The organism is Halonotius terrestris (genome assembly GCF_006861665.1).
GTDB classification, from domain to species: Archaea; Halobacteriota; Halobacteria; order Halobacteriales; family Haloferacaceae; genus Halonotius; species Halonotius terrestris.
This window is the reverse complement of record NZ_RKLU01000003.1, coordinates 26,292-43,416: the sequence shown is the minus strand read 5'-3', so window position 1 is coordinate 43,416 and position 17,125 is coordinate 26,292. Positions and strand designations below refer to the sequence as shown.

General features: G+C 63.5%; 19 protein-coding genes. 17 read left to right on the top strand and 2 right to left on the bottom strand.

The window, feature by feature from the left end; genetic code table 11:
* Nucleotides 1-21: 21 nt before the first annotated feature.
* Nucleotides 22-348, bottom strand: a complete 327-nt coding sequence (locus EGH24_RS06860; protein ID WP_142979435.1) for a DUF4870 domain-containing protein — start codon at nucleotides 346-348, stop codon at nucleotides 22-24.
* Between EGH24_RS06860 and purK the strand changes: the two genes are divergently transcribed.
* The 15 genes from purK to EGH24_RS06785 all read left to right on the top strand — a co-directional run bounded on the left by purK (nucleotide 297) and on the right by EGH24_RS06785 (nucleotide 15,318).
* Nucleotides 297-1,640, top strand: a complete 1,344-nt coding sequence (gene purK, locus EGH24_RS06855; RefSeq protein WP_142979434.1) for a 5-(carboxyamino)imidazole ribonucleotide synthase — start codon at nucleotides 297-299, stop codon at nucleotides 1,638-1,640. The genes EGH24_RS06860 and purK overlap by 52 nt on opposite strands.
* A 270-nt stretch (nucleotides 1,641-1,910) precedes the next feature.
* The gene (gene purE, locus EGH24_RS06850; protein ID WP_142979433.1) at nucleotides 1,911-2,534 is read left to right on the top strand and encodes a 5-(carboxyamino)imidazole ribonucleotide mutase; all 624 of its coding nucleotides are present in this window, start codon (nucleotides 1,911-1,913) and stop codon (nucleotides 2,532-2,534) included.
* A gap of 277 nt (nucleotides 2,535-2,811) precedes the next feature.
* Nucleotides 2,812-3,213, top strand: a complete 402-nt coding sequence (locus EGH24_RS06845) for a hypothetical protein (RefSeq protein ID WP_142979432.1) — start codon at nucleotides 2,812-2,814, stop codon at nucleotides 3,211-3,213.
* A 109-nt stretch (nucleotides 3,214-3,322) separates the two neighbouring features.
* Nucleotides 3,323-3,736, top strand: coding sequence for an NADH-quinone oxidoreductase subunit A (locus tag EGH24_RS06840; RefSeq protein WP_142979431.1), 414 nt, complete (start codon nucleotides 3,323-3,325; stop codon nucleotides 3,734-3,736).
* Nucleotides 3,733-4,437 carry an NADH-quinone oxidoreductase subunit B gene (locus tag EGH24_RS06835; RefSeq protein ID WP_142979430.1) on the top strand — a complete coding sequence of 235 codons (705 nt, stop codon included), beginning with the start codon at nucleotides 3,733-3,735 and terminating at the stop codon, nucleotides 4,435-4,437. The genes EGH24_RS06840 and EGH24_RS06835 overlap by 4 nt, the downstream gene beginning before the upstream one ends.
* Nucleotides 4,434-6,095 carry an NADH-quinone oxidoreductase subunit D-related protein gene (locus tag EGH24_RS06830; protein ID WP_142979429.1) on the top strand — a complete coding sequence of 554 codons (1,662 nt, stop codon included), beginning with the start codon at nucleotides 4,434-4,436 and terminating at the stop codon, nucleotides 6,093-6,095. The genes EGH24_RS06835 and EGH24_RS06830 overlap by 4 nt, the downstream gene beginning before the upstream one ends.
* Complete coding sequence (locus tag EGH24_RS06825) at nucleotides 6,095-7,168, top strand: complex I subunit 1/NuoH family protein (protein ID WP_142979428.1); 1,074 nt, start codon at nucleotides 6,095-6,097, stop codon at nucleotides 7,166-7,168. The genes EGH24_RS06830 and EGH24_RS06825 overlap by 1 nt, the downstream gene beginning before the upstream one ends.
* The gene (locus EGH24_RS06820; RefSeq protein ID WP_142979427.1) at nucleotides 7,168-7,629 is read left to right on the top strand and encodes an NADH-quinone oxidoreductase subunit I; all 462 of its coding nucleotides are present in this window, start codon (nucleotides 7,168-7,170) and stop codon (nucleotides 7,627-7,629) included. Before EGH24_RS06825 ends, EGH24_RS06820 begins: the two co-directional genes overlap by 1 nt.
* 60 nt (nucleotides 7,630-7,689) lie before the next feature.
* Nucleotides 7,690-7,956, top strand: coding sequence for an NADH-quinone oxidoreductase subunit J (locus EGH24_RS06815; protein WP_142979426.1), 267 nt, complete (start codon nucleotides 7,690-7,692; stop codon nucleotides 7,954-7,956).
* Nucleotides 7,953-8,366, top strand: coding sequence for a hypothetical protein (locus EGH24_RS06810; RefSeq protein ID WP_142979425.1), 414 nt, complete (start codon nucleotides 7,953-7,955; stop codon nucleotides 8,364-8,366). Before EGH24_RS06815 ends, EGH24_RS06810 begins: the two co-directional genes overlap by 4 nt.
* Nucleotides 8,367-8,669: an NADH-quinone oxidoreductase subunit NuoK gene (nuoK, locus tag EGH24_RS06805; protein ID WP_142979424.1), complete on the top strand. Its 303-nt coding sequence runs from the start codon at nucleotides 8,367-8,369 to the stop codon at nucleotides 8,667-8,669.
* 3 nt (nucleotides 8,670-8,672) lie between these two features.
* The gene (gene nuoL, locus EGH24_RS06800) at nucleotides 8,673-10,703 is read left to right on the top strand and encodes an NADH-quinone oxidoreductase subunit L (RefSeq protein ID WP_142979423.1); all 2,031 of its coding nucleotides are present in this window, start codon (nucleotides 8,673-8,675) and stop codon (nucleotides 10,701-10,703) included.
* On the top strand, nucleotides 10,703-12,232 hold the full coding sequence (locus EGH24_RS06795) for a complex I subunit 4 family protein (RefSeq protein WP_142979422.1): 1,530 nt from the start codon (nucleotides 10,703-10,705) through the stop codon (nucleotides 12,230-12,232). Before nuoL ends, EGH24_RS06795 begins: the two co-directional genes overlap by 1 nt.
* Nucleotides 12,229-13,758 carry an NADH-quinone oxidoreductase subunit N gene (locus EGH24_RS06790; protein ID WP_142979421.1) on the top strand — a complete coding sequence of 510 codons (1,530 nt, stop codon included), beginning with the start codon at nucleotides 12,229-12,231 and terminating at the stop codon, nucleotides 13,756-13,758. Before EGH24_RS06795 ends, EGH24_RS06790 begins: the two co-directional genes overlap by 4 nt.
* 105 nt (nucleotides 13,759-13,863) lie before the next feature.
* Nucleotides 13,864-15,318: a DHH family phosphoesterase gene (locus EGH24_RS06785; RefSeq protein WP_142979420.1), complete on the top strand. Its 1,455-nt coding sequence runs from the start codon at nucleotides 13,864-13,866 to the stop codon at nucleotides 15,316-15,318.
* Between the two features lie 39 nt (nucleotides 15,319-15,357).
* Here the strand turns inward: EGH24_RS06785 and EGH24_RS15285 are convergent, their stop codons facing one another.
* Entirely contained in the window at nucleotides 15,358-15,501 is a 144-nt protein-coding gene (locus EGH24_RS15285; RefSeq protein WP_185903261.1) for a hypothetical protein, read from the bottom strand.
* Nucleotides 15,502-15,718: 217 nt separating this feature from the next.
* Here EGH24_RS15285 and EGH24_RS06780 point away from each other — a divergent pair, with 217 nt between their 5' ends.
* Together EGH24_RS06780 and EGH24_RS06775 are read left to right on the top strand one after the other, a co-directional pair.
* Nucleotides 15,719-16,513, top strand: a complete 795-nt coding sequence (locus EGH24_RS06780) for a CBS domain-containing protein (protein ID WP_142979419.1) — start codon at nucleotides 15,719-15,721, stop codon at nucleotides 16,511-16,513.
* A gap of 58 nt (nucleotides 16,514-16,571) precedes the next feature.
* Nucleotides 16,572-17,099, top strand: coding sequence for a DUF7523 family protein (locus EGH24_RS06775; RefSeq protein WP_142979418.1), 528 nt, complete (start codon nucleotides 16,572-16,574; stop codon nucleotides 17,097-17,099).
* Nucleotides 17,100-17,125: the final 26 nt, after the last annotated feature.

Genomic DNA, 17,125 nt, shown 5'->3' with positions numbered 1-17,125 from the left:
AAAACGCGGCAGCCGCTCGGTTTAGACGATGCTCGGCGTCAACGGGTACTCGTAGATTTCGCCACTGTTGGCTCTGACTGTGGCGATCAACACGAAAATCACATCGACAAGCCCGATCAGCGGCAGCAACAACAGTCCGATACCGACGAAGACCAACAGCACCGCAACGAGCGTCGCCGCGAACAGCACGAGCTGGAAGTTGATCGCGTTTTTCGCGTTTTCCCGAACCAACTCGTCGTCCTCATCGGCCAGTAGCAGAAACAGGACCGGGCCGAGAAACGACGCGATGAGAGCTGATGCGTGGGCCAGTGCTGCCAGTGTCGTATCACCGTCTACGTCGGAGACCATACCGAATCGTCTCCGCAGTCCTACATAAAATTCCGGCTCGGCTATCCCGCCGCGACAGCCCGCGTCCACAGGTGGGAACCCTTATTTTTCGCCGTCGGAATCCCTCGCGTATGACAACACTCCCCGGTCCGACCCTCGGCGTCGTCGGCGGCGGGCAACTCGGCCGCATGCTTGCGGAGGCTGCCGCGCCGCTCGGCGTCGAGGTCATCGTCCTCGATCCGACGCCACAGTGTCCGGCCTCGCTTGTCGCCCGCGACCAGATCGTCGGCGAGTTCGACGATCCCGATGCCGTCCGCGAACTCGCCGCCGCCAGCGACGTGCTCACGTTCGAAATCGAACTCGCCGACCCCGACCTGCTCGAAGATGTCGCCGACGAGTACGACATCCCGATCAATCCCGATCCCGGCACCCTCCGGACGATCCAGGACAAACTCGTCCAGAAGGAAGCCCTCGCCGATGCCGGGATTCCGGTGCCGGATTTCATCGGCATCGGCGGCGAGAAAGACCTCCGGCTCGCGGTCGAAGAACTCGACGGCGTGATGCTGAAAGCCCGCGAGGGCGGCTACGATGGCCGCGGCAACACGCCGGTTCAGGACCCCGACGACGCAGCCGATGCCCTCAATGAACTCGGCGTCGACACGATGGCCGAGGCGTTCGTCCCTTTCGAGCGCGAACTCTCGGTCATCGGCGTCAAGGGAGCCGACGGCGTCGACACCTATCCCGTCACCGAGACGATCCACGAGGAGGAGATCCTGCGGGCCAGCGTTTCGCCGGCCCGCACTGACGACGATGTCCGTGACCGCGCCCGCGAGGTCGCCCGCGACGTGCTGGAGTTCCTCGACGGCTACGGCGTCTACGGGATCGAACTCTTCGAAACCGAGGACGGCGACATCCTCGTCAACGAGATCGCGCCGCGACCCCACAACTCCGGCCACTGGACGATCGAGGGCGCGCGCACCTCCCAGTTCGAAACGCACGTTCGCGCCGTTCTTGGTTGGCCGCTCGGCCCGACTGCCCTCCGTGAGCCGACGGTTTCGGTCAATATTCTCGGTGACGTGTCCGAACCCGAGGCCGCGACGCTCCACAACGTCGATCGCGTGCTGGACTCGCCGAACGCCCACATGCACTGGTACGGCAAAAAACAGGTCCGCCCGCTCCGGAAAATGGGCCACATCACCGTCACCGATCCGGACGCTGCGGATGGTGAGGGGGCCGACGACGCCAGCGACCGCGACGCGCTGCTCGACCGTGCGGAATCGATCCGCGACAGCGTCACCTTCGTCGGCGAGTAGCGAGACGGCGGCATTCAGACACGCACCGAGCATACTCCGATTTGGACGGCGTATCAACCGAATTCCTGGCGGACTGAAAGGGCGAGGCTCTCCCGGCGAACCCGGACGACGCAAGCACCGCAGCGAACGAAGTGAGCGAGGAGCGCAGCGAGTCCCGGGAGCCGAGAGAGCCGAGGGCTTTCTACAATAACATGACTCTCTCAACGTCGTATTTGCACACTACCACCGAGACCGCAACGCACTTGCCGCCGCTGGGAGCATCCACAGCCAATGACCACCGCACCCGAAGTCCAAGAATTGATCGACCGCCTTGAAGCCGAAGCCGCACAGGACCGTGACCCGGCGACAACGCCCGACGTTGGGATCATCATGGGCTCGGATTCCGACCTTGACGTGATGGCCGGGGCGTACGAAGCCCTCGAAGAACTCGGATTCGCCGAGCAGACTGATTTCGAGAATCCCCCAGAAAGCCGATTCACCTTCGAGAGCTACGTCGTTTCGGCTCACCGGACGCCGGAACTGATGACCGTTTACGGCGAGACCGCGGCCGATCGCGGGCTCGACGTGATCATCGCCGGCGCGGGTGGGAAGTCAGCCGACCTCCCCAATATGACAGCCTCGATCGCCTACCCGATTCCAGTCATCGGCGTCCCGGTCCAAGAGAAATCCGTCGACAGCGTGATCGGCATGCCGACCGGCGCGCCGCTCACGGCCGTCGACGCCGGCAAGTCGTTCAACGCCGGGCTCTCGGCGGCCCAGATCATCGCCCGCGAACACGACGAAATCGAAGCGGCCCTGATCGAGTACCACGACTCACTGCAGGGTGATGTTGGTGAGACCTCCAAAGCCCTCCACGACCTCGGGATCGACGGCTTCCGCGAGCGCGACGCGTAGGTCGTCGGGTTGTTTTCCCTCGAGTATGAGTCGCTCCGCGCATGAGTCTTCATTAGTATTATCTGACACCACCCACAGGTAAGGCGTGTACTAGTGTTCGTTTGATATGAATCGGCGAAAATTCGGTCTCGGCGTCGGTTGCGTTCTTGTTGGCTCTGTTTCGGGATGTGTTGGACAGCCGGAGCAACCGCCCGAAGGCGAGCAGAGCGATGGGGAGACGAATACGAGTGACACAAGACAGCTTGTCGAACGCGATCCCTCAGTTGTGAACCGTGATGTGAACGCAGCCCCAGAAATCCAGGATTTCCCCGGGCGTGACACGCTTTCAGATGATGCGACGGCAACGGCCTTCGTTCAGTTTGGCGCGAGCGATGATTCACATCAGGTAATCCTCCTCACTGATTCCTCATCGCCCCTCGAAACGACCGTCACGATACGTCGAACGAACGCGACACCGTTCTACAACGAAACAGTCACACTGTCGACCGAGGCGTATGCAGTGTACGAGTTCCGACAGTACAGTGAGTTCGTAATCGAGATTTCTACGGCCCAGCATTCGGACACGAAGGATGTTGACGCCAACCTTATCGACTGTAACGATTCCCACCAGTTCATCCAGTTGGTTGAAGACGGGACTATCGAGGAAGCAACCGAGTCGACGATGATGGGCTGTCTCTGAATGCCGTAGCTGTGGCCGACTCGTTCGAGCGTATCTGCTGAACAGTCGGCCGAAAATCAATGCTTATGAGGGGCGGGCGCAAACGCTCGTGTGTTACGGAGTATATCGAATGTCATGGTTAGCTATCGGGGCACTGGCCGTCGTCGGCATTGCGATCCCGCTTGCGATGATCGTGGTGTCGGCGTTGTTGCGTCCAGCCGTCCCAGAAAGCGGTAAGAAAACGACCTACGAGAGCGGTGAGATCCCGACCGGCTCGGGGCGCGTCCAGCTTAATATCCAGTACTACATGGTCGCGCTGCTGTTCGTCGTCTTCGATATCGAGACGGTGATGATCTTCCCGTGGGCGGTCATGTACCGGTCCGCGCTGGATGCGGGCGTCCCGCTATCGCAGGCCATCCTGCCGATGTTGATCTTCGTCGGGATCCTCGTCGTCGGTCTCGTCTGGGCGTGGCGTGTCGGTGCAGTGCAGTGGACACGGAGTCTGCGTGCGGCCACGCGAAAAACGGAGCGACAGAACTCATGAGCAGCGACAACTCACAACCGTTCGTCACCGACAGTTCGAAGGTAGGCACAGAGACCCGCGAGGCGCGGCTTGCGGGACAGGACANCCGNTTCAANTCCNNGCTNCGNGAGGCGTTCGGCTCNTCGCCGTTCATCCTCACNAAGTTCGACAAGTTCATGAACTGGGTGCGGGGCTCCTCGATGTTCATGCTGCAGTTCGGCATCGCCTGCTGCAGCATTGAGATGATGCACACCTACGCCATCAAACACGACCTCGACCGGTTCGGCGCGGGTGTGCCGCGCGCGTCGCCGCGACAGGCGGACGTCATCATCGTCCCGGGGACGATCGTCTCGAAGTTCGCCCCGCGGATGAAGCGCGTCTACGACCAGATGCCCGAGCCGAAGTTCGTCGTCGGCATGGGGAGCTGTACCATCTCCGGCGGCCCGTTCCAGGAGGGCTACAACGTCATCAAGGGCGCCGAGGAGGTCATCCCGGTCGACATCCACGTGCCGGGCTGTCCGCCCCGCCCCGAGGCGCTCATCTACGGCATCGCGAAGCTCCAGGANCGCGTCGCCAACGGCGAGNCNTCGCCGGTGACNGTNAANCCNTACGAGCTGGAGGAGTTCGGCGATCTCGAACGCGACGAGATCATCGACCAGCTCGCACAGGAAATCGACGTGGACGATCTGGTGATGCGGTACAACTGGGCTGATTCACCATGAGCGTGGAACTCCCCGACTCCCCGGAGCTCGCCGAACCGACACCCGAGGCCATCGAGGACCTCCTCGGCGACCTCGTCATCGGCCGCGACGACCACGAGAACGCGCCGGGCTTCGTCATCAAACCCGACACCGTCGTCGACGCGCTTACCCGGCTCCGCGATCAGGCCGGCTTCGACCACCTCTCGTGTGTNACCGCCNAGGAGTACGAGGACCGCTACGAGTCGATCTACCATCTGACGAGCTACGCCGACCGCACCCAAGAGGTCAGTATCATCGTCCCAGCCGACAAGGAAAACCCGGTCAGTCAGTCGGCCAACGAGGTCTTCCGCACCGCCGATTGGCACGANCGGGAGGCNTACGANCTCNTCGGCATCGAGTACGAGGACCACCCNGACNTNCGNCGNATNCTNCTTCCNGAGACGTGGCAGGGCCACCCGCTGNNGCNNTCCTACGATCAGGACCAACCGCAGGTCGTCCCGCTGCGGGAGCACAAGAACCCGCTGTTGGAGGATCAGAAAGCCGACAACGACGCGGAGACGATGTACCTCAACATCGGCCCGCACCACCCGGCGACTCACGGNGTNCTCCACNTNAAGACNNNNCTCGACGGCGANCAGGTCGCCGACGTCGAGCCCGATATCGGCTACNTNCANCGNTGCGAGGAGCAGATGTGCCAGCNGNGCACCTACCGCCACCAGATCATGCCGTACCCCGACCGCTGGGACTNNANCNNNGCNGGCCTGCTNAACGAGTGGGCGTACGCCCGGGCGGCCGAGGACCTCGCNGACATCGANGTNCCNGAGTACGCNCAGNTCATCCGAACGATGGGGGCGGAACTCTGCCGGATGGCGGCGCACTTCCTCGCGCTGGGGACGTTCGCGCTGGACATCTACGGCGACTTCACCGCGCTGTTCATGTACNCCATCCGCGACCGNGAGNNGGTCCAGAACNTNCTGGAGGANCTNACCGGCCAGCGGCTGATGTTCAACTACTTCCGGCTCGGCGGCGTCGCNTGGGACCTCCCCGAGCCGCGCGAGGAGTTCTTCGAGAAGACNCGNGACTTCCTCGACGNNCTCCCGNCNNNGNTGGAGGAGTACCACGACATGATGACCTCCAACGAGATCCTCCAGATGCGAACGGTCGACACCGGCGTGTTGCCGCCGGAGGTCGCNAAGAGCTACGGCGCGACCGGCCCGGTCGCCCGCGGCTCGGGTATCGACTACGACCTCCGGCGCGACGACCCCTACGGCTACTACGACNAGCTCGACTGGGATGTCGTCACCGAGGACGGCTGTGACAACTTCAGCCGCCTGCTCGTCCGGATGCGGGAGGTCGAGGAGTCGGCGAAGATCGTCGAGCAGTGTNTCGACCTGCTNGAGGACTGGCCNGANGANGANCGNNACATCCAGTCNAACGTCCCGCGNACGNTNAANCCNGACNNNGACACGGAGATNTACNNGTCCGTCGAGGGNGCGAAAGGCGAACTCGGCATCTATATCCGCTCGGACGGCACGGACAAGCCNGNCCGGTTCAAGATCCGGTCGCCGTGCTTCTCGAACCTCCAGACGCTNCCGGAGATGTCCNANGGNGAGTACNTCCCNGACNNCATCGCNNCGCTCGGGAGTCTCGATATCGTTCTCGGTGAGGTGGATCGCTGATGGCTGGGCTCTTACAGGGTGAAGCGTTGCTGCCGGAACAGATCGCCGGGCTGCTCGGGCTTGAGGGCGCGCTCGGTGCCGCCGTCGGCGCGCTGATCGGTGCGTTCATCGTCGGCAACGTCATGTTGGCGCAAACCGGCGTCGCCGGCCCGTGGGCCAAACGGAAGATTACGGCCAGCTTCACTGACCGAATCGCCGTCAACCGGATCGGTCCGTTCGGCCTGTTCATCATTATCGCTGACGCGGTCCGACTCCTCTCGAAGGAGCTGATCGTTCCCGATGGTGCCGACCGCCCCTCCTACGACCTCGCGCCGCTCATCCTGCCGGCCTCGGCGATGCTCGGCTTCGCGGTCATTCCGATGGGGAATCTCGGCCCGTTCAACATCCAGCTGGCCGACCCCGAGTCGGGGCTCGCGCTCGTCTTCGCGTTCGCCTCTATCGCNTCGNTCGNNCTNGTGATGGNCGGCTACGCGTCGAACAACAAGTACTCGCTGNTGGGCGGGCTNCGCGCGGTNGCACANAACNTCGCNTANGAGATCCCGCTNNTCNTNACGGCGATGTCGGTCGTCGTCTTCGCGGGGACGCTGCAGATGGGCGAGATCGTCGCCGCCCAAAGCGAGACGCTGCTCTCGCTCGGGGGCGTGGCGATCCCGTCGTGGTACGCCTTCGTTAACCCGTTCGCGTTCGTCCTCTTCCTCGTGGCGAACATGGCGGAGNTNGGCCGNAACCCGTTCGACANNCCGGANGCACCGACCGANATCGTCGCCGGCTACCAGACNGAGTACTCCTCGGTNTACTTNGTNCTNNTCTACCTCGGNGAGTTCNTGCACGTCTTCCTCGGCGGGGCGATCATGGCGACGATCTTCCTCGGGGGACCTGCAGGTCCCGTTTTACCTGGCTTCGTCTGGTTCATCATCAAGATCTGGGCGTTCTTCCTGTTCACGCAGTGGNNNCGCTCGGCGCTGCCNCGNGTNCGNATCGACCAGNTNATCGAGATCGGNTGGAAGGGNATGCTNGTNNTNTCNTTCGCTAACCTNGTNCTCACGGCCNTNATCGTGGGAGTGATCGCATAATGATCGGACTNCTCAAANNNATGGCNACGACGNTGAANCACGCNNTNGACGGGNAGACNTTCACGGTCGAGTACCCCGAAACAGCACCGGANGTCANNCCNCGGTTCCGCGGNGTCCACAAGTTCNNNCANGAGCGGTGTATCTGGTGTCGNCAGTGCGAGAACGTCTGTCCGAACGACACGATCCAGATCGTGACGGACGACCAGCGCAACGGCGAACAGTACAACCTCCACATCGGGCAGTGCATCTACTGCCGGCTCTGCGAGGAGGTNTGTCCCGTCGANGCCATCCTNCTNACNCAGAACTTCGAGTTCACCGCGGACACGAAAGACGAACTCGCGTACAACAAAGAACAGCTCAAGAACGTCCCGTGGTACAAAGGGATCGACCCCCTGAACTCGCGGAACCCCGACCGGGACGCCTGGATCGGCGAGGGCGACGGCGAAGTCGACTACCAGTAGCCGACGCCTGACGGATCGTTCTCGAAATCTTCAAAGGGATACCTTAAGGATACACACACAATGGTTTATGAGACCATCGCGTTCGCGCTGTTCGCCCTCCTGACGGTGGGCTTCAGCTTGGGCGTCGTCCTTGTGCGGAACGTGTTTCACGCTTCGCTCCTGCTTGGCGGCGCACTGTTGAGCGTCGCGGTGCACTACGTACTGCTGCAGGCTGAGTTCCTTGCAGCGATGCAGATCCTCGTCTACATCGGCGGGGTTCTCATCCTCATTACGTTCGCCGTGATGCTGACGCGAAACGAATCGGAGACGGAGGTGAGCAACGTATGAGCGAGGCCGACGACGACTCGGTCGTGGCGATCAGTCCGGGCATCGCTGCCGTCGCACTGTTCGGCGTGCTGGCGGCCGCTATCGCCGGCGCGGCCGGCGGCTTCCCCGAGCCGGCTGGCTTCCCGGCGGAGGCCTCGATCGTCCACAACATCGGCTACGCGCTGTTCGATATCGAGCTCGGCGACGTGCCCGCGGAGGGCTTCCTCGCCGCGTTTTTGATCATCGCTATCGCGCTCGATGTCGCCCTCGACAGCGCGGTCTACCTCGCCAAACGTGAAACCGACGGCACCATCATCTCGGCGTTGACCGACGGTGGCCGCGATATCGTCGACGGCGAGGTCGCTGGTGCCGCAGACGACGACAGCGACACCAGTGGTGTCGGTGGCACCGACCATGGAGGTGACCGATAGATGGTCCCGGTCGAATACTACCTCCTGCTGTCGTCGGCGCTCTTCTGTATCGGGCTGTTCGGCGTCCTGACTCGGCGGAACGCGCTGTACTTCCTGATGTCCGTCGAACTCATGCTGAACGCCGCCAACATCAATTTCATCGCGTTTTCCTTCCAGTGGGGCAACCTCACCGGCCAGACGTTCGCGCTGTTTACGATCGCACTGGCTGCCGCCGAAGTCGCCGTCGGGATCGGGATCATCCTCGTCCTGTACCGCAACTTCGGTGATATCGACGTGATGGACGCCGCAGCAATGAGGTGGTAACTAATGACAGCAGCATCCACATTCGTTCCGGCAATCGTCCTGTTGCCGTTCGTCTCGTTTGTCGTCGCACTGTTCGCCCGTGAGAAACTCCCGAAAGACGGTGCCTACACCGGCATCGCAGCGACCGCGGGGTCGCTGGTGCTCTCGCTGTGGGTTCTCGTTTTCGTCCGCAACGGCGCGGCCTTTCAGGAAACATACTACACGTGGGCGACGGGTACCGGCGCACAAGACTGGACACTGACGTTCGGCGCGCTGATCGATCCGCTCTCCGCGCTCATGCTGGTGATCGTGACGCTGATCGCTACACTCGTCCACGTCTTCAGCCTCGGCTACATGAACGACGAGGGCGAGGAAGACCTGCCGCGGTACTACGCCGNNCTNGGNCTNTTNACNGCNAGCATGCTCGNNTTCGTCTTCTCCGACAACCTGCTGATGGCGTTCATGTTCTTCGAGCTGGTCGGGCTCTGCTCGTATCTGCTCATCGGCTTCTGGTTCCGCGAGGCCGGCCCGCCCTCGGCGGCGAAGAAGGCGTTCCTCGTNACNCGGTTCGGNGACTACTTCTTCCTCNTCGGCGTCGTCGCCGTCTTCACGACCTTCGGAACGGCGGCCTTCGCCGGCGCGGAATCCTTCCCCGCACTCGCTGAAGCCGCACTCGCAGGCAACGTCGACGTCTGGACGCCTGGTGGCCTTGAGGTGTCGACGTGGTTCACCGTCGTCGGCCTGCTCGTTCTCGGCGGTGTNATNGGNAANTCCGCNCAGTTCCCGNTNCANACGTGGCTNCCGGACGCGATGGANGGTCCGACCCCNGTNTCCGCGCTCATCCACGCCGCGACGATGGTCGCGGCGGGGGTCTACCTCGTCGCCCGGATGTACGGCTTCTACGCGCTGTCGCCGACGNCGNTNGCNNTCATCGCNTTCGTCGGCGGCTTCACTGCGCTGTTCGCGGCGACGATGGGCGTCGTNAAACGCGAGNTCAANCAGGTGCTNGCNTACTCNACNATCTCNCAGTACGGCTANATNATGCTCGCNCTCGGCTCGGGTGGCTACGTTGCGGCGGTCTTCCACCTGACGACCCACGCGTTCTTCAAGGCCTTGCTGTTCCTCGGTGCTGGCTCGGTCATCATCGCCATGCACCACAACGAGGATATGTGGGATATGGGCGGCCTCAAGGACAAGATGCCTGTCACCTACTGGACGTTCCTCGCGGGCTCGCTCGCACTCGCGGGCATCTTCCCGTTTGCCGGCTTCTGGTCGAAAGACGAGATCCTGTATGAAGCCCTGATCCACGGTCTCGACGAACCGCTGATCCTCGGGGCCTACGTGATGGGGCTGCTCGCGGTGCCCATCACGGCGTTCTACACCTTCCGGATGGTGTTCCTCACCTTCCACGGCGAGCCACGGAGCAGCCTCGCCCGCGACCCACACCCGGTTCGGTGGAACGTCAAAGGGCCGCTGTCAGTACTCGGCATCTTGGCTGTCGTCACCGGCGGCATCAACCTCGTCCCGGTACAGAAGGTACTCAACATCGAGGGGATCGACTACCTGCATCTCTGGCTCGACAACAACTGGGGAGGTATCGAGGGGCTCTCCTCGCATCACTACGCCGAGCTCGACCCCTACAGCAGCCAGTACCTCTTCGGCGGTGAGGTGCCGACAGTCCTCGCCGGCGCGGCTGCCTCGCTGGGCTTGGCGATCGGTGGCCTCGCTCTCGCGTGGGTGCTGTACAACGTGGCTGATCCCGACGAGCACACCGACAAGCTCGGCGGGCTCAAAGACCTGTTGTACAACAACTACTACCAGGATGAGTTCCAGGTCTGGGTCGCCGACAACACCCGTGCGGTCGCCGGGGGTGCTGACACCTTCGATCAGGGTGTCATCGACGGCGTCGTCAACGGCGTCTCCTCGGTGAGCCTGCTGAGCAGCGAGCGGATCAGACGGATTCAAAGCGGCGTCGTCAGCAACTACGCCCTGCTGTTGACCTTGGGGCTGACGACACTGCTTGTTGTCTTCGGCCTCATCGGAGGGTGGTTCTAATGATACTCGAAGCACTACTGGCGGTCACGTTCGCAGCGGCCCTGCTCGTCTTTGCGGCCCCCGACGAGTACGCACCCAAACTCGCCTTCGGCCTCAGTCTGCTGCCGATCGTTGGCAGCCTCTATCTGTGGTCGGCCTTCGAGTCCGGCGGCAACGCCCTCACCGGCGGCGAGATCGCGTTCAACACGGTCGTGCCGTGGCTGGAGGTCGCCGGCTACCAACTGCAGTGGTACGTCGGCCTCGACGGCATCAGCTTGCCCTTGGTCATCCTCACGACGTTCCTCACGACGCTGGCGATCGTCAGCGCGTGGACACCGATCGACGACCGGAAGAGCCAGTTCTACGGGCTCATGTTGCTGATGGAGGCGAACCTGATCGGCGTTTTCACCGCCCTGGATTTCTTCCTCTGGTTCGTCTTCTGGGAGGCCGTTCTCGTCCCGATGTACTTCCTNATCGGNATCTGGGGCGGNNCNCGCCGNAAGTACGCCGCGATCAAGTTCTTCGTNTACACNAACATCGCCTCNNTGGTGATGTTCATCGGCTTCATGATGTTGGTGATCGGGCTGCCGGTCAACAGCTTCGGGCTGCCGGAGATCACCCAATCGCTGGCCGCCGGCGAGCTTGGCAACTTCTTCTGGCTGCCAAGCGAGACGCTGGCCTTGGTCGCCTTCGTGGCCATGTTCATCGGCTTCGCGGTGAAGGTGCCNGTCGTNCCNNTNCANACGTGGCTGCCGGACGCCCACGTCGAGGCACCAACGCCGGCNTCCGTGATGCTGGCGGGCGTCCTGCTGAAGATGGGGACGTACGCNCTGCTGCGNTTCAACTNCACGATGNTGCCCGANCAGGCACAGTATTTCGCGGTGCCGATCGCTATCATCGCCGTCGTCTCCGTGATCTACGGCGCAATGTTAGCCCTCGCCCAGGAAGATCTCAAACGGATCGTTGCCTACTCCTCCGTCTCCTCGATGGGGTATGTGCTCCTCGGGTTGGTCGCGTTCACCGAGTTTGGGCTCGGCGGCGCGACGTTCCAGATGATCGCCCACGGCCTGATCTCGGGGCTGATGTTCATGGCGGTCGGCGTCATCTACAACGCGACGCATACCCGCATTGTCGGCGACATGTCCGGCCTCGCGGATCGCATGCCGATCGCGGTGTGGATCCTCGTNGCCGGCGCGTTCGNCTACATGGGNCTGCCGCTGATGGCCGGCTTCGCNGNGGAGTTCTTCNTNTTCGTNGGCTCCTTCGGCTCGACGGTGCTGCCGTACGCGCCNGTGTTCACNGCGNTNGCGATGTTCGGCATCGTCATCGTCGCCGGCTANCTGCTGTNGGCGATGCAGGGCACGCTGTTCGGCCCGTTCCGGCTTGAGACCGATTACGAACTCGACCGCGCACCGATCCACGACATCGCCCCGCTTGTCGCGCTGCTGGGGGCGATCATCGTCCTCGGTGTCGTTCCCTCGCTGTTCTTCGATATGATACTCGATGCAACCGTTCCGCTGCTTGAGTTGCTGGGAGGTGGGGGCGCATGAGCCTCCTCCTGCAGGGTGAGCCGACCGCGTGGCTGTTCAGCGTTCGCGCGCTCGCGCCCGTCGTCCTGCTGGCGACGACCGCGCTGGCCGTCCTCGGTATCGACAGCGTCTGGTCCGATGACGACGACACCAACGGCCTGCTGGCGGCCACGTCGGTCGGCGGCACGCTGGCCGCACTCGGCGTGACGCTGTGGTATCTCGCTGCTGGCACCGGCCAACCGGCCTCCGGCGGTGCGATCAACCTCTTCAGCGGCGCGATCATCGTCGACGGGATGTCGCTGTTCTTCACGGCGATCATCACCAGCGTCGCGTCGTTGGTGATCGTCGCCAGCTACGACTACCTCGAAAACGACAGCAACCCAGCGTCGTACTACTCGCTGCTGCTGTTCGCGGCGACGGCGATGGCGTTGATGTCGGTCGCCAACTCGTTGGCAACCGTCTTCATCAGCCTTGAGATGGCGTCGCTGCCCTCGTACGCCCTCGTCGCGTACCTCAAGACCAACCGCGGCAGCGTCGAAGCCGGCCTGAAGTACTTCCTGATCGGCGCGGTATCCGCGGCCGTCTTCGCCTTCGGGATCAGCCTCGTCTACGCGGCGACCGGCTCGCTGCTGCTGACGGAGATCGCCGGCCAGATCAGCGGTGTCGGCGATCTCAGCGGCATCCTCGGCGTCGGCATCCTGATGATCGCCGGCGGCTTCGCGTTCAAGACNGCNTCNGTNCCGTTCCACTTCTGGGCNCCNGANGCNTACGAGGGNGCGCCCGCNCCGNTNNNCGCGTTCCTCTCGTCGGCNTCGAAGGCNGCTGGCTTCGTCGTCGCCTTCCGTGTCTTCGCGGTCGCCTTCCAGCCCGCGCTCGATGTCGCCATCGACTGGGGGCTGCTGTTCGGGATCCTCGCGGTCGTGACGATGGTGCTCGGCAATTTCGCGGCGGCAACCCAAACCGAGGTCAAACGCATGCTCGCCTATTCCTCGATCGGCCATGCGGGCTACGCGCTGATCGGGTTGGCCGCGATCACGACTGATGCCGGCTCGAACGCAACGGTGATGGGCGCGGCGATGGCGCACCTCTTCGTCTACGGCTTCATGAACACCGGCGCGTTCCTGTTCATCGCCATGGTCGAACACTGGGGCGTCGGCCGCACCTTCGAGGATTACGCCGGCCTCGGTCGGAAGGCGCCGATGGCGAGTCTGGCGATGGCGGTCTTCATGTTCAGCCTCGCCGGCCTGCCGATCTTCGGCGGCTTCTTCTCGAAGTACGTCCTGTTCCTCGGGGCNNTCAACGCCGGCNTCTGGTGGCTNGCNNNNGTCGGCGCGGTNANCAGCGCGCTGTCGCTGTTCTACTACAGCCGNGTCGTCAAGGCCCTGTGGTTCGAGGAGGCGACTGGCAGCCTCGATGCCCTCGATAGCAAGCCGACCGGGCTCTACGCCGCCGTCATCGTCGCCGGCGTCGTGACCGTCCTGCTGCTGCCGGGCTTCGGCCCGGTCATCGAGACCGCCGAAGCCGCCGCGGCCGCGCTGTTCGCCTGAGGCGGCTCTGGTGGCTGCCGCGACCACCTTTTGGCCACCGAAGTTGTCAGCCCGACAGACCATAGACACGGCAGTGTTTTCCCGAATCACCGCCACACCCTCAGTATGATGCGTCGGCTCGTCCTCGGTGATCGTGCGGTTGGCAGTACCGTTGCCAGCCACGCCGCCGCCCAGCCCGGCACGCTCTACGTCGTCACCGACGACAGCGGCTGGGTGACGACGCTCCGTGATGCCGGCGTCCGCGCCGTCGAGGGCGATCCAACCGACGCGACACACTACCCCGATGTGGTCGATACGGTCGTCGTCGCCGCCGACGATCCGGAACGACACAGCCGGATCGCCATGATCGCCAGCGAGGTGTTCCCCGACGCGACGCTGCTATCTGTTCGGCACAGTGCGGCGACCGAGAGCCATGACGAACAGCTCGTCGCCGTCGCCGACCGACTCGTTGATCCGACGACCGAAATGACGACTCGGCTGCTCGAAGCCGCGGGGCCCGAGGTGGGTGACCGGATGGCGCGGCTGCTGGCGACGCTCCGGCCACTCTCGAAGCCGCTAGCGGTCGTTACTCACGACAACCCCGATCCCGACGCCATTGCCAGCGCGATCGCCCTGACCGAGATCGCCGAGTGGGTCGGCGTCGACAGCCAGGCCTACTACTTCGGCGAGATCACCCATCAGGAGAACCGCGCGCTACTGAATCTACTCTCGCTGCCGCTGCAGTCGATGACGACTGAGGAGTTCTCGCCCGACGATTACGGGGCGATCGCGCTCGTCGATCACGCCCGCCCCGGCGTCAACGACAGCCTCCCCGAAGCGACGCCGGTCCAGATCGTCGTCGATCACCACCCCCAACGCCAGCCGATCGATGATCGGCAGGGGTATCTCGACATCCGGCCGGAGGTCGGTTCGACGAGTACGATCATGGTCGAGTACTTCCGGCAGTTGGGGCTCACACCCGACGAACCGCTGGCGACCGCGCTGCTGTACGGGATTCAAACCGACACGAACCAGTTCACCCGCGGCGTCTCCGAAGCCGATTTCACGGCCGCTGCCGATCTCTCGGCGCACGCTGACGAATCGGCACTCACGCGGATCGAGTCCCCGAACGTCAGCGCGTCCGTGCTGGACACGCTGGCGACTGCGATCGAGGAGCGAGAGGTCCGCGGCTCGGCGGCCGCCAGCTGTGTCGGCGCGCTCAGCGACCGCGACGCCCTCGCACAGGCCGCCGAGGAACTCCTCAACATGGCGGGCATCGAGACGGTCATCGTATTCGGCTACGCCGACGGGACGATCTACGTCTCGGGCCGCACCCGCGGCTCGTCGGTCGATCTCGGCGAAACGCTGCGGGAGGCTCTCGGGCAGGTCGGTAGCGCGGGCGGTCACGCCAAGATGGCCGGCGCGCAGGTCCCGATGGGGATTTTGGGCACAGTCGAAGACTGGGAGACGCTCTCGGTTGTCGTCCACGACACCATCGCCGAACGGTTCTTCGAGGCACTTGACACGACGCCGGAACCCGCCTCACACCCCGATCCACTGACGCGGTTTCCGCCCGAATAGCCGGGCGCACCTGCGGCGAAAGAAGAAGAAAATAGTCCGTCAGTCGGCAGCGACGCCGATACAGTCCGTACAGCGGTTGGCTCCTGGCGGGGCCGGGCTATTGCACTCCACACAGGCGTCGAGCTGGTCGCTGTCGTCGTCACCGAGCAGCGCGTCGAGCGATTGCGTAAGTTGGTCGATCATCACCAGAATCATCGGTCTTTTGGAATATAATAGTTTGGAACTGCAAATACAGATATTATAACTCGATATATATTCTGTCCTAAACTCGTTTTCGCAAGAATATCCAATTTTCGTCGAAGCCGCGAACAGCTGTCCCAAAATTCCTACCAGAATCGGGCCGCGGCTTGGCGATCGTGCTGACAGCAGCTTTTTTTACTGGCTTGATGTAGGCTCGATAATGGATAGCGAGCCGCGGGTCGAGGAGTACATGACCCACGAGGTGGCGACGGTGTCGCCGTCGGACTCGGTTGTTACGGTGACCGAACGGATCAACGAACCCGACGGGCCGAGCGGGTTCCCGGTCTGTGAAGAGGGGATCGTCGTCGGGTTCGTCACGGGCCGGGACCTGTTGGCGGCTGAGGACACGGCAACGGTCGCCGAAGTGATGAGCGACGATATCATTGTCGCCGACCCCGAGATGGCGATCACCGACGCCGCCCGCGTCATTCTCCGGTCAGACATCCAGAAACTGCCGGTCGTCGACGACGAGGGCCGGCTGATCGGCATCATCTCGAATACGGACGTAATTCGCAGCCAGATCGAGCGAGCGACACCGGAAAAGGTAGGCAAACTCAGCCGGACGCTGACCGAACTCCACGGCGTCGACATCGCCCGCGAGCGGCGACAGGTCGAACTCGCCGCCTTGATTCCGACACAGGCTGAGGTCTACGGCGACGAACTCGAAGGCCGGCGGTATGAACTCGAACGCGGGCTGGCCGAGCCGCTGGTCGTCATCGACACCCGCGACGGCGATGCCGGTGGGTTGTATCTCGCTGACGGTCACCACCGCGTACTCGCGGCCGATCAGCTCGGCATCGAGCAGATGGAAGCCTACGTCATCGTCCCCGCCGAGCCGATCGACCTCGGGATCGCACGCACCGCCGCCGAACAGGAGTTGTCCTCGATCAGCGACGTCTCCATCGTCGAACACAGCCGCCACCCGCTGGTGAAGACGACGACACAACTGCAGTAACGCACTCGCTCCCGCTGGCTGCCGAAACGATCATACTGACGGCCACGCGAGAGCCGCTATGTCACTCGCTGCTGACACCCGCGAGGCCGTCCGCCAGCGGCCGGTGCTCTACGACGCGCTTCGCGCCGGGATCGTCAACTACACTGCCGCCGCCGCTACTCTCGATATCGACGGCGACCGCGAGGCGATAGCGACCGCGCTGCGTCGGTTCGCCGAGTCGCTGTCCGCAGAGGATGCTGACGCTGACAGCGACGCCGGCGACGAGGCTGACCGCTCGCTTACCGTTCGTATGGAAAGCGGCATCGACCACGTTGGCGAGAATAGCGCGCTGCTCGCTGTCGATGGGATCAGATTCGGGGGCGACGCAGACGTACAGGAGCGGTCGTCTGCCGCCGTCGAGTCGCCGCTGACGGCGATTCACGCGACCGGTGATGTCGACAGCGACTTGCTGGCGACGGTGCTGGATCGGCTTCGGATCGCCGAGATCACGGTGCATGCGGCCGGTGTCGCCGGCGAGTCGTTGGTCGTTCTCGTCCCCCGGCGGTCGGGAGCGGCAGCCCTCCAGATCGTCGAGGCGGCAGCGTAACCACCCAACAAAAATTCGACGGCTTC